Origin of the sequence: Embleya sp. AB8, assembly GCF_049739465.1 — a bacterium.
GTDB lineage: Bacteria > Actinomycetota > Actinomycetes > Streptomycetales > Streptomycetaceae > Embleya.
In genome coordinates this window covers 193152-218493 of sequence record NZ_JBMHHY010000016.1, presented here as the reverse complement: position 1 = coordinate 218493, position 25342 = coordinate 193152, and the positions used below count along the sequence as shown (strand labels likewise).

General features: G+C 71.3%; 17 protein-coding genes. 5 read left to right on the top strand and 12 right to left on the bottom strand.

All coding sequences use genetic code 11. The annotated features are described in order from the left end of the window. Nucleotides 1-37: 37 nt before the first annotated feature. The 3 genes from ABIA38_RS24785 to ABIA38_RS24775 form a co-directional block, all read right to left on the bottom strand. Nucleotides 38-493 carry a VOC family protein gene (locus ABIA38_RS24785; RefSeq protein WP_424641006.1) on the bottom strand — a complete coding sequence of 152 codons (456 nt, stop codon included), beginning with the start codon at nucleotides 491-493 and terminating at the stop codon, nucleotides 38-40. A gap of 90 nt (nucleotides 494-583) precedes the next feature. Continuing rightward, nucleotides 584-1048: an ATP-binding protein gene (locus tag ABIA38_RS24780; RefSeq protein WP_424641005.1), complete on the bottom strand. Its 465-nt coding sequence runs from the start codon at nucleotides 1046-1048 to the stop codon at nucleotides 584-586. Between the two features lie 10 nt (nucleotides 1049-1058). Continuing rightward, the gene (locus ABIA38_RS24775; RefSeq protein WP_424641004.1) at nucleotides 1059-1625 is read right to left on the bottom strand and encodes a hypothetical protein; all 567 of its coding nucleotides are present in this window, start codon (nucleotides 1623-1625) and stop codon (nucleotides 1059-1061) included. A gap of 125 nt (nucleotides 1626-1750) precedes the next feature. Between ABIA38_RS24775 and ABIA38_RS24770 the strand changes: the two genes are divergently transcribed. Next, nucleotides 1751-3139, top strand: coding sequence for a hypothetical protein (locus ABIA38_RS24770; RefSeq protein WP_424641003.1), 1389 nt, complete (start codon nucleotides 1751-1753; stop codon nucleotides 3137-3139). Nucleotides 3140-3194: 55 nt separating this feature from the next. Here the strand turns inward: ABIA38_RS24770 and ABIA38_RS24765 are convergent, their stop codons facing one another. The 5 genes from ABIA38_RS24765 to ABIA38_RS24745 all read right to left on the bottom strand — a co-directional run bounded on the left by ABIA38_RS24765 (nucleotide 3195) and on the right by ABIA38_RS24745 (nucleotide 7954). Continuing rightward, nucleotides 3195-4226, bottom strand: coding sequence for a terpene synthase family protein (locus ABIA38_RS24765; RefSeq protein WP_424641002.1), 1032 nt, complete (start codon nucleotides 4224-4226; stop codon nucleotides 3195-3197). Nucleotides 4227-4397: 171 nt separating this feature from the next. Beyond that, nucleotides 4398-5066, bottom strand: coding sequence for a hypothetical protein (locus ABIA38_RS24760; protein ID WP_424641001.1), 669 nt, complete (start codon nucleotides 5064-5066; stop codon nucleotides 4398-4400). A gap of 124 nt (nucleotides 5067-5190) precedes the next feature. Next, nucleotides 5191-5706 (bottom strand): N-acetyltransferase family protein, encoded by a 516-nt coding sequence (locus tag ABIA38_RS24755; RefSeq protein WP_424641000.1) that lies wholly within the window; start codon nucleotides 5704-5706, stop codon nucleotides 5191-5193. Nucleotides 5707-5762: 56 nt separating this feature from the next. Next, nucleotides 5763-6329, bottom strand: a complete 567-nt coding sequence (locus tag ABIA38_RS24750) for a helix-turn-helix domain-containing protein (RefSeq protein ID WP_424640999.1) — start codon at nucleotides 6327-6329, stop codon at nucleotides 5763-5765. A gap of 35 nt (nucleotides 6330-6364) precedes the next feature. Further along, nucleotides 6365-7954, bottom strand: coding sequence for a YibE/F family protein (locus tag ABIA38_RS24745; RefSeq protein WP_424640998.1), 1590 nt, complete (start codon nucleotides 7952-7954; stop codon nucleotides 6365-6367). A gap of 240 nt (nucleotides 7955-8194) precedes the next feature. Between ABIA38_RS24745 and ABIA38_RS24740 the strand changes: the two genes are divergently transcribed. Together ABIA38_RS24740 and ABIA38_RS24735 are read left to right on the top strand one after the other, a co-directional pair. Next, a complete protein-coding gene (locus ABIA38_RS24740) occupies nucleotides 8195-8635 on the top strand; it encodes an Lrp/AsnC family transcriptional regulator (protein WP_424640997.1) in 441 nt (146 codons plus the stop codon). 43 nt (nucleotides 8636-8678) lie between these two features. Further along, complete coding sequence (locus ABIA38_RS24735; protein ID WP_424640996.1) at nucleotides 8679-9032, top strand: DUF6204 family protein; 354 nt, start codon at nucleotides 8679-8681, stop codon at nucleotides 9030-9032. Between the two features lie 106 nt (nucleotides 9033-9138). Here the strand turns inward: ABIA38_RS24735 and ABIA38_RS24730 are convergent, their stop codons facing one another. Next, nucleotides 9139-9678 carry a 2'-5' RNA ligase family protein gene (locus tag ABIA38_RS24730; RefSeq protein WP_424640995.1) on the bottom strand — a complete coding sequence of 180 codons (540 nt, stop codon included), beginning with the start codon at nucleotides 9676-9678 and terminating at the stop codon, nucleotides 9139-9141. A gap of 367 nt (nucleotides 9679-10045) precedes the next feature. Here ABIA38_RS24730 and ABIA38_RS24725 point away from each other — a divergent pair, with 367 nt between their 5' ends. Both ABIA38_RS24725 and ABIA38_RS24720 read left to right on the top strand, forming a co-directional pair. Beyond that, entirely contained in the window at nucleotides 10046-15073 is a 5028-nt protein-coding gene (locus tag ABIA38_RS24725) for an amino acid adenylation domain-containing protein (RefSeq protein ID WP_424640994.1), read from the top strand. Next, the gene (locus tag ABIA38_RS24720; protein WP_424640993.1) at nucleotides 15070-20622 is read left to right on the top strand and encodes an amino acid adenylation domain-containing protein; all 5553 of its coding nucleotides are present in this window, start codon (nucleotides 15070-15072) and stop codon (nucleotides 20620-20622) included. The genes ABIA38_RS24725 and ABIA38_RS24720 overlap by 4 nt, the downstream gene beginning before the upstream one ends. Before the next feature lie 222 nt (nucleotides 20623-20844). On the opposite strand, the gene ABIA38_RS24715 is transcribed toward ABIA38_RS24720, so the two are convergent. The 3 genes from ABIA38_RS24715 to ABIA38_RS24705 form a co-directional block, all read right to left on the bottom strand. Continuing rightward, nucleotides 20845-22758 carry a hypothetical protein gene (locus ABIA38_RS24715; RefSeq protein ID WP_424640992.1) on the bottom strand — a complete coding sequence of 638 codons (1914 nt, stop codon included), beginning with the start codon at nucleotides 22756-22758 and terminating at the stop codon, nucleotides 20845-20847. Nucleotides 22759-22928: 170 nt separating this feature from the next. Then, complete coding sequence (locus tag ABIA38_RS24710; protein WP_424640991.1) at nucleotides 22929-23792, bottom strand: ABC transporter permease; 864 nt, start codon at nucleotides 23790-23792, stop codon at nucleotides 22929-22931. A gap of 4 nt (nucleotides 23793-23796) precedes the next feature. Continuing rightward, entirely contained in the window at nucleotides 23797-24780 is a 984-nt protein-coding gene (locus tag ABIA38_RS24705) for an ATP-binding cassette domain-containing protein (RefSeq protein WP_424640990.1), read from the bottom strand. Nucleotides 24781-25342: the final 562 nt, after the last annotated feature.

The window sequence follows — 25342 nt, the reverse complement described above, 5'->3', positions numbered from 1 at the left end:
CTCCGAATGTGGAGTTACGGGTTTCGGTGCGCCGGGTCTAGAAGAAGCCGCAGCTCGGCGCGCCGGCGGTGGGTGCGTCGGCCGGGTCGGCGCCGGTCGGGGCGTAGATCTCCAGGCGGATCCCGTCCGGGTCGGTGAAGAAGATGCCACCGGAGGTGCCGTGCTCGCCGTGCGGCACGACCCCGTCGTACTTGAACGGCGCGTCCAGCCCGCGCAGCACCTGCTCGGCCGCCTTCACTTCCTCGACCGTGTCCACCTGGAACGACAGGTGGTGCAACCCCGGGTCGGCCGTGCGGAATTCCCCTTCGCTCTGCTGCCACAGGGTGACCAGGAGCCGCCCGTCCCGCCCGAGGAAGGCGAACCGCCGATCCACCTCGGTGCCCTCGGCCACCACGTCGAACTCGAACACGGCCCGGTAGAAGGCCACGGAACGATCCAGATCGGTGACGTTCAGCCCGACATGCCCGGCCTGAAGTGTCTTGAGGTTGCCCATCGTTGCTCCCTTGGTCGGGTGGATCACCGGAAATGTGCGTGCGCAGGCCGGGAGGTGGCCGCTCGGCGACCCCAACTACTCTACTAATGATTACACAGCGATCGATCCATTAGAAGTAGCGGGTGTGTCAATTTTCCCTACTCGGAGATCGGCTCGGACGCGTTTCCCGACGGCCGGCAGGTCCGTTCCCCAGCGGCCACCGGACAGTTCGTTCACCATGTGCAAACCCCGTCCCGTCTCGGCATCGCGATCCGCGGCGCGCAGCAGCGGCACCGCGTCCGAGTGGTCCGCGACGGCGATCCGTACCCGGCGGGTTGTCGGCCTGTGGCAGATGCTCACCCGAATCGGGCCCCGGTCGACGTGCGTGACGGCGTTGGCCACCAGCTCGGTGACGACGAGGCCCGCCGCGTTGTCGAGGTCGACGTCGTCGAGCCGCCAGGCACGCAGCGCATCGGATACGAACCGGCGGGCGATTGCCGCGGATTGTGGTTCCCTCGGCAGTTCCTGCGCGTACCCGTGTCCCTCGCATGCCGCGTGGCCCGTCAGTGGGAGCACGCCGATCGGGCTACGCATCGGGACGACCCCCGTTGCCGTGGGCCCGCGCGCGCCCCAACACGACGAAGGCGGTGAGCCGTTCGGGCGAGCAGAGCACACCCGGACCGGCGAGCGGCGCGACCCACCACGGCCCGTCCTCGCTCGGCTCGTACCGCCCGGGCGCGGGCACCAGGATCATGTCCGACTGCGGGTGCACCCACGCGCCCGGCGCCCGCCACGACCCGTGCACCGTCGTCGGGAGCAGTGCCGTGTAGGTGGCCTCGTCCCCGCGCCCTCGCGGGTGGTGGACGACCGGGCCCCTCAGCGCCTCGGCAAGCGGCCCGGCGCACTCGACCGGGCTCCGCCCGCCGGCCGCCGCGTGCACGACGTCGACCGCCAGGTCCACGGCCGCGAAGTGTTGCCCCGGGCGCAGCCAGGCCGCCCCCGACTCGAACCACTCCGTCACGGCCTGCGGCACGGACGGCGCGGCCTCCAGCAACCAGGCACCCGACGCCACCAACGTCTCGGCCCGGGTCCGGCCCGCCGCCGGCGCCGGTGAACTCGGATATCTTGCCGCACTGTTCATGATTGCCCCCAAGCGGTACTTCTTCGCATTGCGACGTGTCAGGTAATGGAACCGGCGCTACGGTGATCGGGTCACCACGGAATCGGGACACAACCGCTTAATGCGCTTAACGCCCTGCTTGGGAGGGTGTACTCACCGTGAACAACCCGCGCGTACGCAACGAGTTCCATCGAGCCGTCCAAGAGACCGGCCTCACCTACGCCCAACTCGCCGCCGACATCCGCCGCACCGCCGCCGAGGGCGGAATGACCCTGCGCACGAACAGCTCCGCCATCACGCACTGGGTGAACGGCAAATCACCCGCACCGGAAACCGCCGTCCACATCGCCGAGGTCCTCTCCCGCCGCCTCGGACGGCACATCACCCCCGTCGATCTGGGCTGGACCACCGGCACTTCGGACCGGACCGATACCTCGCTCGGGACGACCATCGGGCCCGACCCGATCGAAGTAGTACGACGCATCGGCGAAGCCGACATCAACCGACGCCAGGTCTTCACCGCCGCCGCGTACAGCGTCGCCGCCGCAGCCCTGCCCCTCGGCCTCGGACAAACCGCCGAAGCCGCCGAAGCCCGGCAACGCACCGCAACGGGCGGGCGGTTCGGTCGATCCGACATCGCCGCCGTCCGCGCCATGCTCCAGGCGTACACGAGCATCGACGAGCGCCAAGGGGGACAGCACGGCCGGTCGGCCGTCGTGCAGTATCTCCGCTCCGACGTTGCCGATCTCACGCATGGTCGCTTCGCCGGCGAGGCCGACCATCGCGACGCGCTCACCACGGCCGCCGCCGTTACCTATCTCGCCGGTTGGAAAAGCTACGACGCCGGCGAACACGGGCTTGCCCAGCGCTACTACCTCCAAGCGTTCGCCCTCACGCGTGCGGCCGACGACCCGTTGCACACCGCGTGGATCCTGCGGACCATGGCCAACGGGGCGATGGACATCGGTCGACACGAGCACACTCTCGACCTGGCCGACGCCGCGCTTTCCCTCGTCGCAGGCCGTTCCGAGCCCGGGCTGTTGTCGCTCTTCGTCAGCACGCGCGCCCAGGCCCTGGCGACCGTCGGACGTGGCCCCGAGGCTGTTGCCGAGATCCGGCGGGCCCAAGACCTCACGTTTCGGGGCGAGGACGAGGAACTACCGTTCTGGGCCGGGATCTGGTGCTCGCATCGGGGCACCGTCGCAAGCACCGGCGCGAACTGCTTTCGCAGCCTGCGAGACCATGCGAACGCGGAGAAGCAGTACGCGGGAGCGGCGAGCAGCTTCGACGTGGCCACCGGCAAGGCCCGGGTCACTGCCCTCACGCTCTCCTACCTCGGCAGGGAGCAGGCCGCGCAAGGTCACCTCGAACAGGCATGTGGTACCTGGGGCCGCGCCCTGGACTACTTCGGCGGCGTCCACTCCGACCGAGCCGCGCAACAGGTCTCGGGTATTCGCCGACAACTCGCCGTCTTCGAACGCCGAGGCGTCGGCCCGGCCGCCCACCTCGACCAGCGCGCCCGCCACTGGCAACTTGCCCACGCCTGACGGGGATTCCGGCTGCCGCGGTGGTCGCGGTCGCGTGGCTTCGAGGGACCGGCCCCTACCCCAGTACGCGCCACCACCACACGATCGACGGGACCTCCGGCGGTGGGCGTAGGCCGGGGTCGGTCGGGGTGTCCGTCCAGCGCGGGCCCGGTGCGGGTGTCGCGTCGGCCGTTGTGTAGCGCGGTACGGCTGCGCCCCATTCGGCGTTGCCGCGGATCGTGTGGGCCAGGCCGTCGAGGTAGGCGCGGCCGGCCGGCCCGAGGTCGGGGCGGGCCCGGTCGCGCAGGCGCAGGAATACGGACAGGGCGCCGTCGCGCAGCCGGGTGGCCCGGTCGACGGCCTCGGCCGCGGTCAGGCCGTGGCGGACTCGCAGGACGCCGTACACGTTCTGGTCGCCCTGGCCGTCGTTCGTCTCACGGGCCGCCGACTGCCGGTCGTTGTCCAGCGCGGCGGCCAGGATCGCCGCCTCGGTCGCCGCCCGGACCGCCGGCGCGCCGGCCTCGGCCTCGGACATCGGCTCGCCGTGCGCGTACTCCAGGAGCGCGCAGGTCGGCCCGCCGCCCGCCGAGTGCAGCCGCATCGCCACGTAAGAATCGAGGTCGGGTACGTATCCTTGCGCACGGTTGGTGATTTGTTCGGCCACGCCGCCCAGCCAGGCCCGATTGGCGTGGGCGAACCGCCGGGTGAGGAGTGCGTCCGGGTCCGCGCCCGCGCGCAGTCGGCGGCCGATGTCGGCCACCGCCGTCTCGAACCGGTCGGCATCGGGCTCGGCCGACCCCCGGACCAGGGCGCGCTGGGCCCGGTCGGCGGCGACCAGGAATCCGGCGGGGTCGCTGCTCAGCGGGCCGTTGTCACAGCGCGCGTCGTCGAAGGCGAACCCCCAGTAGGTCCACAACACGCACGGCAGCAGCCGCTCGGCGCTCGCGTGCGGCGCGCATCGGGCGAAGAACTCCGCGGCCCGGGTACCCGCCAGGCGGGCCCGGGACCGGGCGTCGGCGGTCAGCCCGATCTCGTCCGCCCAGGCCAACGCCTGTCTCTCCACGTCGAGTACGGCCGGATTCAGCGCACCGGGCAGGGGACAGAACACGGGCGGGGCCACCGGGCTCGAGTCCGTCGGAACCCGACCGTGATCACGGATGTCGCGCATGGACCGTTGGACCACCCTTCGCCGAGGGCCCGTCGGAGCTTCCCCGACGGTTGCCCGCTGCGACGACGCTTTCCCAACGAACGGCACGCGGAACCCGCCGGCTCGCGAAGGTCATCCGGGCGGAGGCAGCGGATCCCCCCGACCCGCGTCCGGGTCGTGCAGGGCGGCGAACCGCACATCGCGGTCCAACGCGTGGAAGGCGTGGGTGAGTTGCTCGTAGTGTTCACGTTGCTCTTCGAGCTGCGGGGTGACCTGTACCGTGCCCGGCCGGCGACTCGAATCGACTCCGGACGCGGGGGCCGGGGCCGGGTCCGCGAACAACATCGTGGTGTAGGTGGTCCCGGGTTCCCGGGGATCGCCGGAGCGTGGGAAGACGATGAAGTCCCACGACTGGGCGCCGGCCGTGGCCGTGCCCGGATCGCGCAGCAGCAGGGCGTACGCCGGGGGTTGTCGCCACACCTGGAGCGGGGCGAGTACGGCGAGGCGGGTGCCCACCGCGCGCCACTGCGGCGCCGGGCGGCCGATGTGGTGCAGGTCGGAGAACAGTTCCCGGCGCAGCTTGACATAGCGCGGGGCGACCGTGGCCAGGCCCTCGACCGCCGCGGCCACGTCCATCCGGCTGTCGCAGTGGCCGATGCTGCCCTCCCGGTTTTCCAACTCGCGGCGTACCCACGCGCGCAGCACCGGGTCGAGTGCGCCGAGGCGGTATGCGTCCTCGGCACACTCGACGGTGAACAGCGCCGCCGCGTACAGGCCCCGATACTGCGCCCACAGATCCACGTTCCCGTTCTCCCCACGCTCGGTCGCACCACCGCCCGGTCAGGATAAGGCGGTTGCCGTGCGATCAGTGGCAGTACGGGGACTCGGTTTCGACACCGGGGCCGACCCCAACACCCACGCCGGCTCAGGCGATTCGCTTGTAGTAGAAGCTGCCGTCGCGCAGCGCGCCGGCCGGGTCGGTCGCGTACTCCGGTACCACGCCGTAGTGGGTCCAACCGGACGCGCGGTACATGTGGTCGGCGGTGCTCTCGGCCTCGGTGTCGAGCAGCAGCAGGGTGGAGCCGGCTTGCGCGGCGGCCTGTTCGGCGGTGGTGAGCAGGGCCCGGCCCAGGCCCTGCCCGCGCGCGTTGCGGTGCACCATCAGCTTGACCACCTCGGCCCGATGCCGGCTGTTCGGCCTGTGGTCGAGGGCGAGACCGACGGTGCCGGCCAGGCCGTTCGGGCCGCGGGCGATCCAGACCCGGCGGCTGCCGTCGGCCACGGCGGGCTCCAGGGAGCGCCACCAGGCCGCCGCCGCGGCGTGGTCGAGGGGGGCCAGGAAGCCGACGGAGGAGCCGCCGGTGACGACGTCCACGAGGAGGTCGGCGAGGTCCGCGGTGGTGCTGCGGAAGTCTTCGGCGGTGAGTGGGGTGATGGTCATGGTGTGCAACGCGGGCCTCCGTTACGGCAGGACGAGGATCGGATCGGGGACTTGGCTTACGGCAGGACGATCAGCAGCGCGTATCGCACGGGGTCGGGCCCGGGGCAGCGGAAGCGTGATCGGGACCACGAGCGAAAGCGCAGGCAGTCCCCGGTGCGCACCTCGTGCACCCGTGCGCCCGTGGTGATCTCCAGGACGCCGTCCAGCACCCAGATGTGGTGTTCGAGGCCCGGGATGGACGGCCCGTCGTAGGCGATGTCCGCGCCGGCGCGCAGCGTGCCCTCGACGACCTCGCCGCGCAGTCCCGGGTGCGGTGGGGAGACCGAGCGGCGGGTGAAGCCCGAGGTCCGGTCCTGCCATACGTCCTGCCGGTCGGCCCGCACCAGTTGCGGCGGCTCCGACTCGACCTCGGCGAGCAGCTGCGACATGGTCCGTTCGTACACCGCGCACAACCGGCCGAGCAGCGCCGCCGTCGGGCTGATCTCGGCGCGCTCCAGGCGGGACAGGGTCGACCGGCTCACGTCCGTACGGCGGGCCAACTCGTCCAGTGACCAACCGTGTTCGGTGCGCAGCTCGGCGAGGCGATCGGCCAGGCGGGCCTCGATCGGATCGGTGTCTCTCATATTTGGGACTGTATCCCAGATATGAGACGAGCAGATCAGCGGCCCCGGTGTCGCCCCCGGGATGATGCCTGCGCGGGGACCGTGGCGGGCGTGGCCTTCGCGGATTTCCCAGGCTTCGCGGCCTTCACGGTCTTCGCGGGATTCCCGTTCCCGTGATCGGCCGCTGCCAGGACCGCCGCCAGCGCCGTGGTGACCGGGACCGAGGCGACCAGGCCGATGCTGCCGACCAGGGTGCGGGCGATCTCCTCGGCGACGATCTCGCTGGTGGCCACGTCCAGGACGTCCCGGCGGGCGATCGAGAACAACAACATCAGCGGCAGGGCGGCGCCCGCGTAGGCCATGACCAGCGTGTTGACCGTCGACGCGATGTGGTCCCGGCCGATCCGGATGCCCGCGCGGTAGAGCCGACGGGCCGTCATGGTCGGGTCGGCCTGCTTGAGTTCCCACACCGCCGAGGTCTGGGTGACCGTCACATCGTCGAGTACGCCGAGCGATCCGATGATGAATCCGGCCAACAGCAGGCCGTGCAGCTCGATGTCGGGATACAGCACGTGTACCAGGCCGGTCTCGTCCGAGGTGTTGCCGGTCAGGTGTGCCCAGCCGATGAAGAGTTTGCCCAACACCCCGATCAGGGACAACGATACGAGCGTGCCGACCACCGCGACCGAGGTGCGGGTGGAGATGCCGTGACACAGGTAGAGCGCGACGAACATGATCGCCCCGCCGCCGACCACGGCGACCAGCAGCGGATCGGAGCCGTGCAGGATGGCCGGGAGGATGAAGAAGGACAACACCGCGAAACTGATCGCCAGTGCGATCAGCGCGGTCACCCCGCGCAGTCGGCCGACCACGATCACCGCGAGCGCGAACAGCCCGGCGAGCAGCAACATCGGTGGGCCGCGCCGGACGTCGATCACCGAGTAGCGCAGGTCCTCGGGTGCGCCGGGGGCGTAGGAGAGCACGACGTCCTGGCCGACCGAGTAGTGGCGCACCTGGCCGGGGTGGACCACCTCGTTGAACCTGCGGCCCTTGTCCGCGCCGGAGGTGACCTCGATGCCGACCCGGCGGCAGTCGGCGGCGGGGCCGGACGCGCCGGGCGCGCCGAGGGTGGGCGGGGGCCAGGGGACACCGCCTGGGGTGGCGCCGGCGTCGGGCGGGGCTTTGCTTCCGGATCCGGTTCCGGCTCCGGTTCCGGAAGGGTCGCCGCCCGTGAAGGCTTCCGCGTCGGCCTGGCCGCAAGGCAGCGCCTCGATCCTGGTGACCCGGCCGTCGCGGGTCTCCTGGTCGAAGCCGACGCCGGTCCGGGGGTGCGCCGGTGTGCCGTTGGGCCAGAGCAGCACCAGGCCGACCACGATGGCGGCGGCGAAGGGGATCAGTACGGCGATCACCAGGCGGCGCAGCCGGATCGAGACGGGGGTGGCCGGGCCGTGCGCATGGCTGTGGCCGTGGCCGTGGCCGTGCCCGTGGTCGTCCCCGTGGCCATGCGCGGCACCGTGTCCGCGTCCGGGGCCGCGCGTGTGCTCGTGCTCGTGCTTGCGCGTATGGGCCGGTGGATCCGGTGGTCCGTGGCCGGCCGGCTCGGCGGTCTCGTCCGTACCGCCGTCGTCCCCGCGTGTCCTGCCCATCGTGCCGCCCCTCCCGATCCGGTCGACGCGTCATCGTGCCGGGATCTCGGCGGGAAGCGTATCGGGCCGGCCGAGCCGACCCGGGGGATCCGAGGCGGTTGGTCCGCGCGTACCGATCCGCCGAGAGCCGGCGCAAGCAACTTGCGGCGGATCGCCTGCAAGGCGCAAGATTCTTGCCTGCCGGTCAGCCGTTGGCCCGGTGTTCTTGCGTGGGCAGCGCCGAGAAGTGGAGGCCGGGCAATGGCCGAGATCGACAGCATCGACCACAACATCCTGCGCATGTTGCGCGAGGACGGGCGGCGGACGTTCTCCGAGATGGCGGGTCAGATCGGGTTGTCCGTCGCGGCGGTCAAACGGCGGGTGGACCGGCTCCGCGAGGAGGGCGTGATCACCGGCTTCACGGTGCAGATCGACCACGCCAAACTCGGCTGGGGGGTCGAGGCGTTCACCGAGCTGCGCTACCCCGGGAGCATGCCGGTCAGCGAGATCGTCCGGACCGCCACCGATACGCCCGAGGTGCAGGCGGTGTATACGATCGCCGGCGATCCGGATGCGCTGATCCACGTTCGGGTGCGCGACATCACCCATCTCCAGCAGGTGATCGACCATCTGCGCCGCAACGGCAACGTGACCGGCACCAAGACGCTGATGGTGCTGGGGTCGTGGACGAAGGAGGGCTGAGCTCCTCCGGTAATTCGGTTGAGTCCCGGCCTAGGGTTTGCTCATGAGCGAACGCACTTTCCGAGTCATGGTCCGGGGCGCCTTCGACGGGTTGACCGAGGAGCAGCGGGCGGAGCTGCTGGCGCGGGCCGCCGAGCACGACGTGTTGCGGGCCGAGTTCACCGCCGAGGGGCACCTGACCTACGACCTGGCGGCGCGGCCCTTCTTCACCTTCCGCTTCCTGGACGCGGGCGAGGCCGAGGAGGACATCGTCCCGGCGACCGCCCGGGCGCTGGCGGCGGCGGAAAGCTGGCTGACCGAGCACGGCTACGGCTACAAGAACCTGAAGACCCAGGCCGAGGACCTCTCCCAGGCCGCCCTGTCCAAGCGCCAACGCAAGGCACGGGCAGCGGGTTAGTGCGGCGCCCGGCGACGTTCACCCCGTCGACGGCGGTGGCGGGCGGCAGTCGGGGCGCCGGCGCAGGACCCACGTGTCCCGCCTGCCCCACGCGCCCCGCCGGGACCTACCGGGCCGCGAACGGGAACGCGTCGCGGATTGCCCAGTCGCCGTCCTCGTTGCCGACCACCAGGTGCAGTTCGTCGACTCGGGCGGTCAGCGGCAGTCGGGCGGCCACCTTGTCGGCCAGGGCGCGCAGTTCGTCCGCTCCCTGGCCGAGGGCGACGGTCAGGTGTGGGCCGACGTCGTCCGGATCGTCCAGGTACGCGCCGCCGTAGGGCAGGAAATCCGGCCAGCGTGTGGTCACCGCCTCGGTCAGGCTGGACACCGGCTCGGCCGGCTCGGGGGCCAGCCACAGACCTCGGTGGAACTGGCCGACCCGCGCGAAGACCAGGTCGAGTGCGGGCCGCGCGGCGGCGATCGCGGCCAGCGCGGTCAGGTCGTCGGGGCCGATCTCGGCCGGTGGCAACCACGGGTAGAGGACCGTGACATGCGCGGGGATCTCGTCCGCGGCGCGCGGATCGTAGCGTTCGCGCCAGGGCTCGACGGCCTGTTCGACGTCGGGAACCAGCAACACCAGGGCACTTGTCGCGTACCGTTCGGCCATCCCCGCAGTGTACGGTCCGCGCCCGGGCATGCCGCCGGATGATCGGATCCGCGCGTCGAAGTGTGCCGAAGTGTGTCGAGGTGTGCCCCCGGCGGCCAAATGTTTGCCGATCCGAAACCGGCGGGACCCAAGCGCCGGGCAAGCCGGACACGATAGACCTGGATTCGCCGAAGGCAGGCCGCCGTACCGGTTCACTCTCCTCGACCGGATCGGCAGTCCTCCCACCGGCTGCTTTCGGCCAACCCGAAGTCGTCGGGGAAAGATGCTAGGCACAGTCAATGCTTTCCTCCACGATCTCCACCGGAAGCACATCGTCTGCGTCGCCGACCACGAGTCGGCATGAGGACACTTCAGGAGAGTCGAGTCGATGAGTCCAACCGCTTTCCCCGCACTCTTCCCCGCACTGGATCCGGCCGCATCCCTGGCCGATCTGGTCGATGACCGGATCGTGCACGCACCCGCGTCGATCGCCCTGGTCGCCGGCGAACACCGAATTTCCTACCGCGAGTTGGGCGAGCTGGCCGACCTGGTCGGCGCGCGCCTGGCCGCCGCCGGGGTGGCCAAGGGCGCCCTGGTCGGCGTCTGCCTGCCGCGCACCCCGCACCTGGTCGCCACGCTGTTGGCGGTGTTGCGGGCCGGCGCGGCGTACGTACCGCTGGACCCCGAATACCCACGCGACCGACTGGAGTGGGTGATCGAGAGCTCCCAGGCACCGTTGGTGGTCACCGACCGCGCGCACGAGCACCTGCTCGCCGACTCCTCGGCGACACTCGTGTACATCGACGCGCCGCCGCCCGCCGACCCCGTCCCCGCCCGGGCCCGGACCGGCCCGGAGGACCTCGCCTACGTGCTCTACACGTCCGGATCCACCGGACGCCCCAAGGGAGTTCGGATCGAGCACCGGGGCGTCGTGGCGATGTTGCGCTGGGCGGCCGACACCTACCGGCCGGACCAGGCCCGCGGGATGTTGTTCTCCACCTCGGTGTGCTTCGACATCTCGGTCTACGAGCTGTTCTTCCCGCTCGCCGTGGGTGCGACGGTGATCCTGGTGGAGAACGTCCTGGCCCTCGCCGACGCGCCCGCGCGCGACGAGGTGACCCTGATCAACACCGTGCCCAGCGCGATCGCCGCGCTGTTACGCGGACCCGGACTGCCGAGCGGGGTGCGGACGATCAACCTGGTGGGCGAGGCGCTGTCCCGCCGGGTGGCGGACCAGGTCTACGCCTGCCCGCAGGTCGAGCAGTTGTACAACCTGTACGGGCCCACCGAGGACACCGTCTACTCGACGTGGGCCGTGGTGGACCGCGACGACCGGGCGGAGCCGCTGATCGGCGTCCCGGTCCCGGGTACGACGGTGCATGTACACGACGAGCAGGGGCAGTTGGCGGCGCCCGGCGAGCTGGGCGAGCTGTATCTCGGGGGTGTGGGCCTGGCCCAGGGCTATCACGGCCGTCCCGACCTGACCGCCGAGCGTTTCGTCACCGTGGCGGGCGAGCGCCGGTATCGCACCGGCGACCTGGTCCGGATGCGCGACGACGGCGCGTTGGAGTATCACGGCCGGGTCGACCACCAGGTCAAGCTGCGCGGCTTCCGGATCGAACTGGGCGAGATCGAGGCGGTGTTGACCGGCCATCCGGCGGTGCAGTCGGCCGCCGTGGTGCTGCGGGAGGACGCGGCCGGTCCCTACCTCGCGGCGTTCGTGCAGTGCGTCGCCGGGGCCGGCCAACAAACTTCGACGCAGCCGAGTCCTGTCGAGCTGCGGGCGCACTGCCTGACCCGGCTGCCCGCCTACATGCTGCCCGACGCGGTGGCGTTCCTGACCGAGCTGCCGCTGAACATCAACGGCAAGATCGACCGCAAGGTGTTGCCCGACGCGTCCCGATCCCGGGCGGTGACCGTCGAGTTCGTGGCGCCGCGCACCCCGACCGAGACCCGGATCGCCGAACTGTTCGGCGACCTGCTGGGCGCGTCCCGGATCGGCGTGCACGATCCGTTCCTGGACGCCGGCGGCAACTCGCTGCTCGCGGTGGGATTGCTGGCCCGGATCGAACGGACCTGCGGGGTACGGATCCCGCTCACCGACTTCTTCGCCGTACCCACCGTGGCGGCCGTGGCCGAGCGGGTGGACCTCGCGGAACGGTCGGGCGACGCGCTCGCGCCGGCCGTGCTCCCGCCGCATCGCGAGCCGGACGCACCGGTCCTGGTAGGCACGGTGCAGCGGGAGTTCGTGATGCACGAGCTGGTCCTGCCGGGCAGCGGACTGTACAACGTGCCGCTGCGCTTTCGGGCCACCGGCGCGCTTGACCTGACCGCACTCGGTCGGGCGTTGACCGAACTTGTGCGCCGACACGAGGTGTTGCGCACCGCGCTGGGCCACCGGGCCGGTGAGTTGGTGGCCGAGATTCGACCGCCGTACCCGGTCGAGGTGGAACTGATCGAACTCCCGGACGCGGACGAGGACCGGGTGTACGCGGCGCTGCGCGCGGAGGGCTCTCGGCCGCTGGACCGGTCGGGTGGCCGGCTGCTGCGCGCGGTCGCCGTCCGGGTCCGCCCGGATCTGCACGAACTGCTCTTCGTGGTCCACCACATCGCGATCGACGGTTGGTCGATCGGGGTGTTCCTGAACGACCTGGCGCAGGCATACCGGGGACTCCCGCTCGCCGAACCGGCCCTGCAGTACCGCGATGTGGCGCGCTGGGAGCGGCGCTACGCGGACGCCAAGCAGGACGAGGCGCGCCGCTGGTCCGGCCGGCTGCGCGAGCTGGAGGGCGAACGTTGCCTGCCCGGGGACCGGACCCACGCCGACCCGTACGACCCGAGCGGGGCCCGGCTGGCCCGCCGCCTGGACGCCGAACTCGTGCGTACCGCCGAGGAGTGGGCGGCGGGCGAGGGGGTCAGCCTGTACATGACGCTGCTGGCCGCGCTCGGCGTGCTGGTGCACCGCTATACCGGCCATACCGACCAGGTCGTGCTGTCTCCCTTCGCGGTCCGGCCGTTGCCCGAACTCGAAGGTGTGCTCGGGCCGTTGCTGAACACGGTGCCGGTGCGCTTCCGGGTCGAGGGTGGTGACACGTTCCGCGAACTGGTGCAGCGGGTACGTCCGGTGGTGCTCGACGCGCTCGACCACAGTGCGCTGCCCTACCTGGAGCAGCTGCGCTTCGTGGGCGTCTCCGACGCGGAGCGGGCCAGTCCGATCTCGCAGATCCTGCTCGCGGTGCAGAACCACCCCGGCGCGGCGGTGGAACTGCCGGACCTGACCCTGGAGTTTCTGGAGGAGGTGGACAACGGCGGGGCCAAGACCGACCTGTCGATGTTCGTCGAGTTCCCGGCCGCCGGACCGCTGCTGTCCATCGAGTACCGCACCACCCGCTACGCGGCGGCCTCGATCGACACGCTGATCGACCACCTGCTCGGCATCCTGGCCGAGGCGATGGCCGCGCCGGACCGGCCGATCGCAGAAACGATCATGCTCGATCGTGCCGAACACACCCACCTGGTCGAGGCGGGCAACCCCGCTCCGACCGTACAACCCGACCTACGGCTCCCGGAACTGGTCGCGGCCCAGATCGCCCGAACTCCGGACACGATCGCCGTCTCGGCCCCCGAAGGCACCCTCACCTACGCCGAACTCGACGCGCTGGCCCAGCGATTGGCGCACGTGCTGCGCAGCCGCGGGGCCGAACGCGGCACGCTCGTCGCGGTCGCCATGCCGCGCTCCCACCGGCTCCCGGCCGCGCTGCTCGGCGTACTGCGCACCGGCGCCGCCTACCTGCCGATCGACACCGACCAGCCGCCCGCCCGCACCCGGGCCCTGTTGGCGGACGCCAAGGTCACCCTGATCGTCAGCGCCACCGGCAGCCCGTTGCCGGCCGATCCCGGCTACGACGTGGTCCTCGTGGACGGCGCCGAGGTCGGTACGGCCCCGACCACCGCCCTGACCGGACCTCGGGCCGAGGCGGAGGACCCGGCCTACCTGATCCACACCTCCGGCTCGACCGGGCGGCCCAAGGCGGTGATGGTGCCGCATCGGGCGATCGTCAACTTCCTGCTCTCGATGGCCGACGAGCCGGGTCTGACCGCCGCCGACACGATGGCCGCGATCACCACGCTCACCTTCGACATCGCCGCACTGGAGTTGTGGCTGCCGCTGGTGGTCGGCGCCCGGGTCGAGATCGCCGACCGGGACACCGCCACCGACGGCCGCAAACTCGCCGACTGGCTCGACCGCCGAGGGGTGACGGTGGCTCAGGCGACCCCGGCCACCTGGCGGATGTTGCTCGACGCACACTGGCCCGGCCGCCCCGGGCTGGTCGCGCTCTCCGGTGGCGAGGCACTCACCGGCGACCTGGCCGGCGCCCTGCTCGACCGCTGCGCGAAGGTGTGGAACATGTACGGCCCGACCGAGACGACGGTGTGGTCCACCCTGCTCCCGGTGGACCGTACCCACGCCCGGCTGCGGGTGGTGCCGATCGGCTGGCCGATCGCCAACACCCGGGTCTACGTCCTGGATCCGGCCGGTCGACCGACACCCGTCAACGCCCCCGGCGAGTTGTGCATCGCGGGCGCGGGCGTCGCGCTCGGCTACCTGGACCACGCCGGGCAGACCGCCGAACGATTCGTGCACGATCCGCTGGGCGCGCCCGGAACGCTGATGTACCGCACCGGCGACATCGCCTGCCGGCGGCGCGACGGCACCCTCGAATACCACGGCCGGGCCGACCACCAGGTCAAGTTGCGCGGCTTCCGGATCGAACTGGGCGAGGTGGAGGCGGGATTGACCGCGCTGCCCGGGGTCACCGGCGCGGTGGCCACCTTGTGGAACGGGCCGGCCGGACCGGCCCTGGTCGGCTACGTGGTCACCGACGAGCCGCTCGTGGCCGACGAGTTGACCGCCGCGCTGGCCGAACGGCTGCCCCGGCAGCTGATCCCCGGCCTGCTGATCCCGCTGGACGCCCTGCCGCTGACCCCGGCGGGCAAGGTCGACCGGGCCGCGCTGCCCAAGCCGCGCCCCGGCGGCAGCGGCGCGCCACCGCAGGGGGACTGCGAGGAGATCCTGGCCGAGATCTGGCGGGACCTGCTCGGCGCCGAACGCATCGGCCGCGAGGACCGGTTCCTCGCCCTGGGCGGCAACTCGCTGCTCGCCCTGCGGCTGATGATGCTGATCAGCGAGCGCTTCGAGATCGACTTCCCGCTGCGGGCCGTCTTCGAGTCGCCGACGATCGCCGCGATGGCACGACGGGTCGAGGACCTGCTGCTGGCCGACCTGGACGAGCTGGACGGGTTGCCCGGGTTGGCGGCTCTGGACGCGCTGGACATGTTGGACGGACCGGACGGGCTGGACGGGCTCGACGGGCTGGACGGGTTTGCCGATCCGAATGGGCGGGACGTGGGATGACCGACTCCGAGGAAATCCTGACCACACGCCCCGAACCGGACCCGGAACAGGCCCGGCGCGAGGCGCTCCGCCGCCGGCTGGCCCGAGCCCGAGTGGCCACGCCGCGCGCCGAGTTGTCGCCGAGGCCCGCCGACGTACCCATGCCGCTGTCCGCGGCCCAGCGTCGGATGTGGTTCCTGGCCCAGTACGAACCGGACGGCGCCGCGTACAACATGCCGCTCGTCCTGCGCCTGACCGGGCGACCGGACGAGGCCGCCCTGGCCGCCGCGTTGACCGACGTGGTGGCGCGGCACGATGTGCTGCGCACGGTGTATCCCAGCGTGGACGGCCATGTCCTGCCCACCGTGCAGGACGTGGACCGGTTCCGGGTGAACGTGCTCGACCTGGCCGAGGCCGAGGTGGCGGCGGTGCTGACCGCCGAGGGTCGTCGACCGTTCGACCTGGCGAGCGAACTACCCATCCGGGTGACGCTGTTGCGCTCGGACGACCGGTATGTGTTGAGCCTGATCCTGCATCACATCGCGGCCGACGGCTCGTCGATGGGCGTGCTGTTTCGCGAGCTGACCGCCGCGTACACCGCGCGGCTGGCCGGACGGGCGCCCGAACTGCCGCCGCTGCCCGTGCAATACGCGGACATCGCCTATCGGCAGCAGACCACGCTGGCCGCCGAACTCGACCGGCAGGAGGCCTGGTGGCGGACCCGGCTGCACGGGGTGTCCGGGACGGCCACGGTGCCGGTGGACCGACCGAGACCGGCGGTCGCGGATACCCGTGGTGAGCGAATACGGGTCGCGTTCGGCGCCGAGCGCTCGCGGCGGATCCGCGGGTTGGCCGAACGCACCGGCAGTACCACGTACATGGTGTTGCTGAGTGCCCTGCAAATCGTGCTCGGCCGCTACAGCGGGGTCTCGGACGTCACGGTGGGCAGTCCGGTCGCCGGTCGCACCCATCGCAGCACCGACGCCCTGATCGGCTGCTTCGTCAACACGCTCGTGATGCGTACCGACCTGTCGGGTGAGCCGACGGTGCGCGAACTCCTGGCCCGGGTCCGGGAGGACACGCTGGCGGCGTTCGGGCGGCAGGAGTTGCCGTTCGATCGGCTGGTCGACGCGCTCAAGCTGGATCGCGAACTGGCCTATACACCGCTGTTCCAGGTGTTGTTGAACGTGCACAACCAGGCGCCGACCCAGCCGACGCTCCCCGGCGTCGAGGTCGAGTTTCGCGATACACACACCGGTGCGGCCAAGTTCGACCTGTCGATCGCCGTGCTGGATACCGCGCCCACCGACGAACTGCACGCCGATCTGATCTGGCGCAGCGCGCTCTACGACGAGGCGACCATCCGGCGCACGTTCGGCCATCTGACCACCGTGCTGGACGCGATGGCGGCCGAACCGAACCGGGCGGTGGCCGAGTTGCCGCTGCTGACGGCCGGTGAGGAGCGCGCGCTGGCCGGGTGGAACGACACCGCCCGGGAGTGGGATTCGATCGGCACGCTGCACGGTCTGATCGAGGAGCAGGCCCGCGAGACTCCGGACGCCCCCGCCGTCCGGAGTGCCGACGGGGTGCTCAGCTACGCTGAACTCGACGCCAGGGCCGCCACGTTGGCCGGTCGACTGACCGCGCTCGGAGTGGGCCCGGATCGGGTCGTGGGCCTGTTCGTGGAGCGGTCGACCGCGCTGATCGTGGGGATGCTGGGCATCCTCAAGGCGGGCGGCGCGTATCTGCCGTTGGACCCGCTGTATCCGGACGAACGGGTGCGTGGGCTGCTTGCCGCCGCCGATGCGGTCGCGGTGGTGGCGACCGACGACCTGCGGGCGCGGGTGGGCGACGTGCTGCCGGTGGTCGGGCCGGACTGGGTGGATCGGCCTTCGGATCGGGCTTTGGACTCGGACTCGGGTTCGGCTTCGGACTCGGGTTCGGCTGCGCCGGTGGCAGCGGCGGTGCGGCCGGAACACCTTTGCTATGTGCTCTTCACGTCCGGATCCACCGGTGCGCCGAAGGCGGTTGCGGTCGAGCATCGTAACTATCGGAACTACCTGTACGGCCTGCGGGAGCGGGTGGGGGCGGGGCGGGCGGCGGACGGGCGGCCGTGGAACTGGGCGCTGGTCTCGACGTTCGCCGCCGATCTGGGCACCACCAATGTGTTCGGGGCACTCACCTCGGGCGGCTGCCTGCATGTGCCGACGCGGGATCAGGCCACCGATCCGGACGCGTTCGCCGGCTATCTGACGGCGCATCGGATCGACGCGATGAAGCTGGTGCCCAGTCACCTGGAAGGGCTGACCGCGCACGGCGACCCGGATGCTCGGTCGGCTCGCCTCGCCGAGGTACTGCCGCGCGAGTTGCTGATCTGCGCGGGCGAACCGCTGCGGCCCGATCTGGTGGAGCGGATCCGGGCGGCCCGACCGCAGTTGGCGCTGCACAACCACTACGGGCCGACCGAGACGACCGTGTCGATGCTCGGGGCACCGGTGGATGTGCTGCCCGCCGGTGCGGCGAGCGCGCCGTTGGGCCTGCCGTTCGGCAACGTCGGGGCGCATGTGCTGGACGCGAGCCGGCGGGCGCTGCCGGTGGGCGTGCCGGGCGAGTTGTACGTCACCGGGGCGGGGGTGGCCCGGGGATATCTGGGTCGGCCGGACCTGACCGAGGAGCGTTTCGTCGAGCTGGCGGGCGAACGGGCGTACCGCACCGGCGACTTGGTTCGGCGACGGGCGGACGGGTTGCTCGAATTCCTCGGCCGGGCCGACCAGCAGGTCAAGATCCGTGGTTTCCGGGTCGAGATCGGCGAGGTCGAGGCGGAACTGACCGCGCTGCCGGGGGTCCGGGAGGCGGTCGTGGTGGCACGCGGGGAGGGGGCCGCGCGCAAGCTGGTCGGCTATGTGGTCGCCGATCACGGTGCCGGCGCTCCGGACGGTGCGGCGATTCGGGCGGCCACCCGATCCCGGCTGCCGGATTACATGGTGCCGTCGGCGGTGGTGGTGCTTGACGCGCTGCCGCTGACGGGGAACGGCAAGGTGGACCGGGCCGCGCTCCCGGAGCCGGACCTGCGTCCGGTGGAGGGCGGTTGGGTGGCGCCCCGAACCGACACCGAGCGGGCGGTGGCGGCGGCGTTCGCCGAGGTGTTGGGTGCGGCGGTCGGTACGCCGGCGGGTGCGTCGGGCGCTGCCTCGGGCGCGGCGTCGGTGGGTGAGGTCGGTGCGGGTGACGACTTCTTCGCGCTCGGCGGCGACAGCTTTTCCGCGGTGCGGGCGGTGCGCACGATCGGGCGGGGACTGTCGATCATCGACCTGTTCCAGCAGCCGACCGTGGGTGAACTGGCCGCGCTGCTCGACGAACGCGCGGCGGCTGCCGGGGCGGGCGTGGCCACACCACCGCGCACGCTGCTGCACCGGCTCACCCGCGCGGCCGGGCCGACCACGTTGAACCTGGTCTGCGTACCCTATGGCGGCGGGAGTCCGATCACCTTCCAGCCGCTGGCCGATGCGCTGCCGGCCGGACTCGGCCTGTACGCGGTGGAGTTGCCCGGTCACGATCCGAGTCGGCCGGACGACGAACCCGAGGAACTGGAGGCGCTGGCCGACCGGTTGACCGCGCAGATCACCGGGACGATCCATGGTCCGATCCTGCTCTACGGCCACTGCCTGGGCGGTGCGCTGGCGACGGCCCTGGGCGCCCGCCTGGAGGCGGCCGGGGCCGAACTGCGGGGCGTGGCGCTTGGCGGGACGTTCCCGGCGGCGCGGCTGCCGGGGCGGTTCGCGGAGTGGCTGGCGCGGCGGTTGCCGGGTGATCGGCTGCTGTCGGACCGGGCGTATCTGGACTACCTGCGGGCGATGGGCGGCTTCACCGACGTCTACGACGAGGCCGAACAACGCTTCCTGATCCGGGCGTTGCGGCACGACGTACGACAGGCCGAGGACTTCTACACGCGCGCCTACGGCGACGAGCGACCCACGCCGATGGTCGCGCCGATCCTGTGTGTGGTGGGGGACAAGGACCGGGCGACGCTGCTGTACGAGGAACGCTACGCGGAGTGGGAGCACTTCGGGCCGCGCGTCGAGTTGGCGGTGATCCCTCGGGCCGGGCACTACTTCCTCAAGCATCAGGCGGCCGAACTGGCGCGGGTGTTGAGCGGGTGGGCGGCCGGTACGGGGGCTGCGGCGGATCGGCCGAGTGCGCGCCCGGCGGCGGCGCGGCCCAGTCTGGCGACCTTCGCGAAGGTGGCCGGCGGGCAGTTCGTGTCGATGATCGGGACCGCGCTGTCGACGTTCGCCCTGGGGGTGTGGGTCTACCTGCAGACCGGCTCGGCGGTCGACTTCGCGTTGATCTCGGTGGCGGCGGTGTTGCCCGCGGTGTTGTTGCTACCGATCGCGGGTGCCGTGGCGGACCGGTTGGATCGCCGGCGGATCATGATCGCCACGGATACCGTGGCGGCGGCGGGCATGTTGTCGCTGGGTGTGCTGTTGTGGACCGGGCAACTACACCTGTGGCATGTGTACGTGGTCGCGTGTGTCGGTTCGATCTGCAACGCGTTCCAACGGCCCGCCTATCTGGCCGCGATCACCCAGTTGGTGCCCAAGCGCTATCTGGGCCAGGCCAACGGACTCGCCCAACTGGGCGCCGGATCCGGGGACATGCTCGCCGCGCTGGCGGGCGGTGTGCTGGTCGCGGCGGTCGGGCTGCACGGCGTGGTGTTGTTCGACATGGCGACCTTCCTGGTCGGGGTGAGTGTGCTGTTGCGGGTGCGTTTCCCGGACACGTTGTTCGAGAAGCGCGAGGAGCCGCTGCTGCGCGAAGTGGTCACCGGATGGCGGTACATCGTGCGCAGGCGCGGGCTGGTCGCGATGGTGCTGTTCTTCGTGGTGTTCAACTACCTGTTCGCGGTGGCCACGGTGCTGGTCACGCCGATGGTGCTGGCCGACGGCTCGGCGGTGACGCTGGGCGTGGTGACGGCGTTCGGCGGGGTCGGCGCGGTGCTCGGCGCGCTGGTGATGGCGCTGTGGGGCGGGACCACGCGGAGGGCCACCGGGATGATCGGCTTCACCTCGGTGGTGGGGGTGGCCGCCGTCCTGGCGGGCAGTCGACCGGAGCCGATCTTCGTCGGGATCGGGCTGTTCGTGTTGTGGGCCGCGATGATGATCCTGAACTCGCACTGGATGGCGCTGATCCAGACCAAGGTCGGGATGGAGTTGCAGGGCCGGGTGCTGGCGACGAACCAGATGCTGGCGATGTCGATGATGCCACTGGGCTTCCTGACCGCCGGCCCACTGGCGGACCGGGTCTTCGAGCCTCTGCTCCTCCCGGACGGCGCACTGGCGGGCTCGATCGGCGTGGTCCTGGGCACCGGCCCCGGGCGCGGCACGGGCCTGCTGCTGGTCCTGGTCGGGGTGGTACTGGCCGGCTGGGGCCTACTCGGCCTGCTGTACCGCCCGCTGAGCCGGCTGGAGGACGCCCTGCCGGACGCCATCCCGGACGTCGAAATCGGCGACAAGGACGCCATCCAGGCGGCGGCGGACCGGCAGTTGGCGGAGGTGGTCGGGGGCAGCTGACCGGTTGAACGCACGGTGCCGGGCGACGAGTTCGAATCGCCCGGCACCGTTCGGCCGTCGGGGCGAGGTGGCGTTGGTCGCGGGGAGCGGCGGCCCTCGGCGCGAGTCGGGCCGTGGTCGCTGAATGGTGACCCCGCTGTCGGAGAAGGGCCCGAGACCGGCGGGATGCTGTTCGTATCAGCGTCCCGGCGAGGTTCGGGCCCACCTCGCGCAGGTCCACGGCTACCCGATCAGACTCCAGTACGCGAACGAACCGTCGGCGTTCTCCGTGCTGAGGAACACCTGACCGCCCGGGCCGAGGGTCAGCAGCGCGATCCTGCCGTCCCGGCTCACTCCGGCCGCCGGCGGGCCGACCAGCAGGCCGCCGCGGTCCGTCCACGGGCCGAACGGCTGATCGGGTCCGGCCTGGCGAGAAAAGCTCACCCCTCCCCCGCGATTTCGGACCATCGCGACGATGCGGCCGCCGCTGGTGGCCGCCGCAGGCTCGGCGAGGCCGGGACCGCCGGGGATCGCTGCGGGGCCGAGCCAACCACCGTCCGGCTGGGCTTGATAAAGGGTCATCAACTCGGCGCTCTCGGGCTGACGGAAGAACAACTCGATCCGACCCGACGCGTTGACCCCGCTCGAAAGACCGCTCGCGGCCACGATGTTCGGGAATGTGGAGTCGACTACCAGCGGTGCGTTCGGAGCCGGTTGGTACCAGTGCAGGACGTTGCCCCGCGTCGGTGCGAACAGTTCGATCCGACCACTGTTGGTCCGTACCGCCTCGGGCGGGCCCTGGATGTCCGAACCGCCCATGTCCGCCCAACCGTTCCACTCGCCGTTGGGCCGGGCCTGCCAGCGGGTGCTGATGCCGCCGCCCCGATTGCGCACGAAGACCTGGAGCCGACCGTCACCGTTGGGCACCACGACGGGGCTGCTCACCCTGAGCGAGTCGAAGTCGGGCTTGCCGATGGCATTGGGTGAGCCGAGCGTGCCCCAACCCCATCCGCCGCCCACGCCCTGGAAGCGCGAGACGATCTCCCCCGTGTCACGACGCCGGGCGAACACCTCCAGACGACCGTCCGCGTTGTTGGCGACGCTCAGCCCGACGTCCAGGGCAGCACCGTTGTTGCCGTGGGTGTACGGCCCGTGCCAGTTCAAGGCGCCGTCCTGGGACCACTCGAACAGGCTGCCGTTCTCCACCACGAAGGCATGCAGAAGCCCGGCGGAGTCGCGGCCGACCCATCGTGTCCCCCGGGGCGTGCGCGAGTACTCACGAGGACCCCATTCCGCGTCGTAGCCCGGGCCGGTGACTTCGTCCTTCGGGCGGTACTTCTCGAACGTGTCGTGCTTCTCCGCCACCTGTTCGGGCATGAGGTTCACCGGCATCGCACTGATGTTGTAGTCGCGATAGTGCTCCAGAAGTACCCGGGCGTTGGTGACTGCCCCGTAGGACGTCACGGCGTCGTCCGCGAGGCGCGATGCCGCGATGTGGGCTCCGTGGTCGCCCAGGGGGTAGGCGTCCGTGGCCGGCATCGGATCCGCCGCCGAGTCCTGCGCGCGCACCGTGGTGGCCTGGTAGTAGGTCAACAACTGCTGGATGAAGCCGACCAGACCGGCTCGGGTATACGTCCGCGGCCAGGGACCGTTGTTCGGGTCTCCATCCATGTCCAGTGTGGTGGCCGTCGGTGCCGATCCGTTCTCCAGATCGGCCAGTGAAACCGGCTTCGACGTCTCGGGCAGGTCGAGGAACACCAGTTGCAGATTCGACCGGCCGACCAGCGTGAACTCCTCGACCAGACCTCCCCCGGAGAACGCGCGCTCGACCAGAGACCAGCATCCTCCCGGTCCCGCCGCCTCCGTCCTGCAGTCGTTGTCGCTCAGACCCGCCATCTGTGCGTAGGCGGCCAAGGCACCCGCTTGGCGCCGCCTGACATAGTCGACGCCCTTGTCGGCTTCGCCGGCGGTCAGATAGATCGTCGTCGTTGCAACACCTGCGGTAATTCCCCCGGCCACGTCCGGATTCATGAACAACAAGTCGTCGTCCTCGTGTGCCACGACCTGCACGAAGTGCGACGCGAGCGGAGCCGCCGACACGCTCGGCGCCACCAACCCCTGAACACCGATCAGACCGGCCGCGACCAGCGCAACCACCCTCCGGCAACGTCCCATCGAACTTCCCCCACTCATTTGGCAGTTCCGCGCTCGGGCACGGCCCATCCGACACCGACCCTATGGCCGGGCTCGAACGCCCGGGCTCGGGAGGTTGTCCCTGCCTGGGCCGGAGGGCCTTTGCTGAATGCCCGACCGCGCCGACGGCGCGGTCAGCGGACGCGGGCGAAGCGGTGGGCTGCGATGGTGAGGGTGAGGGTGGCGAGGGCGGTCAGCGTGGCGAGTTCGAGGCCGATGGGGAGGGGATGGCCGGCCCACCTGGGGCCGGTGCCGGGGTCGAGGGTGGTTACGTGGGCGGCGATGGCGCGGCGCAGTGGGTCGATCGCGTACGTCATCGGGTTGAGGAGGGCCGCCGGGGCGAGCCAGGTGGGGAGCGCGGTGATCGGGAACATCGCGCCGGAGAACATGAACATCGGCATCAGGCCGATGCCGAGGGTGGCGTTGAACGTGGCGGTACGGGTCACGGTCACCGCGGCGACGGTGACCAGTGCGGTGAACGCCAGTGCGGCCAGGGCGGTTTCGGCCAGCAGGGTGGCGAGCAGGGCGGGGTGGTAGGGGATGTGCGCGGCGCCCGCGAGGGCGAGGACCAGGGCGCCCTGGCAGGTGGCGACGGTGGCGCCGCCGAGGCATTTGCCGAGCAGGAGGCTCGCGCGGTGGACGGGGGCGACGAGCATCTCGCGCAGGAGGCCGGCCTCGCGGTCCCAGGGGATGGACGCGCCGGTGGCGACGGCGGTGCCCTGCACGGTCATGATCAGGACGCCGGGGAACAGGAAGGCGTTGTACCCGGTCCGGCCGGGGGCGAGGGAGGCCAGTCCCGGGCCCATCACCAGCAGGTAGAGGATGGGTTGGGCGAGGGTGACGGCCAGTTGCACCCGGGCGCGGCGGAAGCGGATCAACTCGCGGTGCCAGACCACCCGGACCGCGCGTGCCTCGTTGGCGAACGTGCTTCTTCGGGTGCGCTCGGATCGGTCGGGCGGGGCCTGTTCGCTGGTGGGCGTGGGGGCCGTGGTGGTCATCGCGTCACGTCCGGGTCGTGGGCCGGGGCAGGGCAGGGGGCTGAGCCGGTTCGGTGGCGTGCAGGTCGCGGCCGGTGTGATGCAGGAATACGTCGTCGAGGCTGGGCCGGGCCGTGGTGGCCGCCAGTACGGTGACGCCGAGTTCGGTGCACAACCTCGGGAGGATGGCGGGCCCGTCGGGCACGTGTACGCGCAGCCCGGCGGGCCCGACCGTGGCCGGCCGGCCGAATCGTTCGGCCAGCGCGCGTCGGGCGGCCTCGTCGTCGGTGGTGCGCAGGGTGACGGTGTCGTGGCCGATGGCGGTCTTGAGCGCGGTGGGGGTGTCCTGCGCGACGATCCGACCGTGGTCGATGATCGCGATGCGGTCGCACTGGTCGGCCTCGTCGAGGTAGTGCGTGGTCAGGAAGACGGTGGTGCGGCGTTCCTGCCGGACCCGGTGCAGGTGTTCCCACAGCTGATTGCGGGCGTACGGGTCCAGGCCGAGGGTGGGTTCGTCGAGGAAGAGTACGTCGGGGGTGTGCAGGAGACCCCGGGCGATCTCCAGGCGGCGTTTCATCCCGCCGGAGAAGGTGCGGATCGTGCGCTGTTGTTGCTCGGCGGCGAGACCGACGAGTTCGAGCATGTCGGCGATCCGGGCGCGGGTTTCGCGGCGTGGGACGCCGTGCAGTTCGGCATGGAAGCGCAGATTTTCCCATGCGGTCAGATCGTGGTCGAGGGTGGTCTCCTGGAACACCACCCCGAGGTGCCGGCGGGCCCGTGCGGGATCGCGGACCACATCGACGCCCGCGACGAACGCCCGCCCGCCGGTGGGCCGGGCGAGCGTGGTCAACAGGGCGATGGTGGTGGACTTGCCCGCGCCGTTGGGACCGAGGAACCCGAAGCTCTCCCCGGCCTCGACCCGCAGATCGACACCGGCGACCGCCTCGACGGCGCCGTAGGTTTTGCGCAGACCCTCGGCCGACACGGCCGGCGGCCCCGACGCGGTCACCGCTGCGCCGCGGTGCCGGGCTCGGCCGCATGGCCGTCGGGTAACACCACGAACCACGACCGAGCCTGCATCCCGAACACCACTCTCACCGAGAAGTACCGCGGACGGACGCGGTGCCCGTCGGGCGAGGGCATGCCCAAGTGCGCGGATTTAATCCAAATCGCCAAAAAGAATGACAAACGGATCGCCTGAACCCGGGCGATGCCGTGTGGCCCGGCGGGCACGGGAGCCGGCCTCCGGCCTGGTGTCCTCAAACGCCGGACGGGCTGGTTGGGTTGGCTCGGGCTGGGTGGCTTGGCCCGGGCAGGGTGGGTGCGTGGTCCTTGGGCTGGATCGGCCTGAGGTGCCTGGAGCGTTGCGGGGGCCGGCCTCGGGCCTGGTGTCCTCAAGCGCCGGACGGGCTGGTTGGGTTGGCTCGGACTGGGTGGGTCGGTCCGGGCTGGTTGGTTTGGCTCGGGCTGGGTGGGTCGGTCCGGGCTGGTTGGTTTGGCTCGGGCTGGGTGGGTCGACCCGGGCTGGTTGGTTTGGCTCGGGCTGGGTGGGTTGGCCCGGGCAGGGTGGG

Bases quoted from the DNA above. Each gene is read 5' to 3' on its own strand.
- ABIA38_RS24785 (WP_424641006.1), bottom strand. From the start codon at position 493: ATGGGCAACCTCAAGACACTTCAGGCCGGGCATGTCGGGCTGAACGTC.
- ABIA38_RS24755 (WP_424641000.1), bottom strand. From the start codon at position 5,706: ATGACCATCACCCCACTCACCGCCGAAGACTTCCGCAGCACCACCGCG.
- ABIA38_RS24750 (WP_424640999.1), bottom strand. From the start codon at position 6,329: ATGAGAGACACCGATCCGATCGAGGCCCGCCTGGCCGATCGCCTCGCC.
- ABIA38_RS24745 (WP_424640998.1), bottom strand. From the start codon at position 7,954: ATGGGCAGGACACGCGGGGACGACGGCGGTACGGACGAGACCGCCGAG.
- ABIA38_RS24740 (WP_424640997.1), top strand. From the start codon at position 8,195: ATGGCCGAGATCGACAGCATCGACCACAACATCCTGCGCATGTTGCGC.
- ABIA38_RS24735 (WP_424640996.1), top strand. From the start codon at position 8,679: ATGAGCGAACGCACTTTCCGAGTCATGGTCCGGGGCGCCTTCGACGGG.
- ABIA38_RS24730 (WP_424640995.1), bottom strand. From the start codon at position 9,678: ATGGCCGAACGGTACGCGACAAGTGCCCTGGTGTTGCTGGTTCCCGAC.
- ABIA38_RS24725 (WP_424640994.1), top strand. From the start codon at position 10,046: ATGAGTCCAACCGCTTTCCCCGCACTCTTCCCCGCACTGGATCCGGCC.
- ABIA38_RS24720 (WP_424640993.1), top strand. From the start codon at position 15,070: ATGACCGACTCCGAGGAAATCCTGACCACACGCCCCGAACCGGACCCG.
- ABIA38_RS24710 (WP_424640991.1), bottom strand. From the start codon at position 23,792: ATGACCACCACGGCCCCCACGCCCACCAGCGAACAGGCCCCGCCCGAC.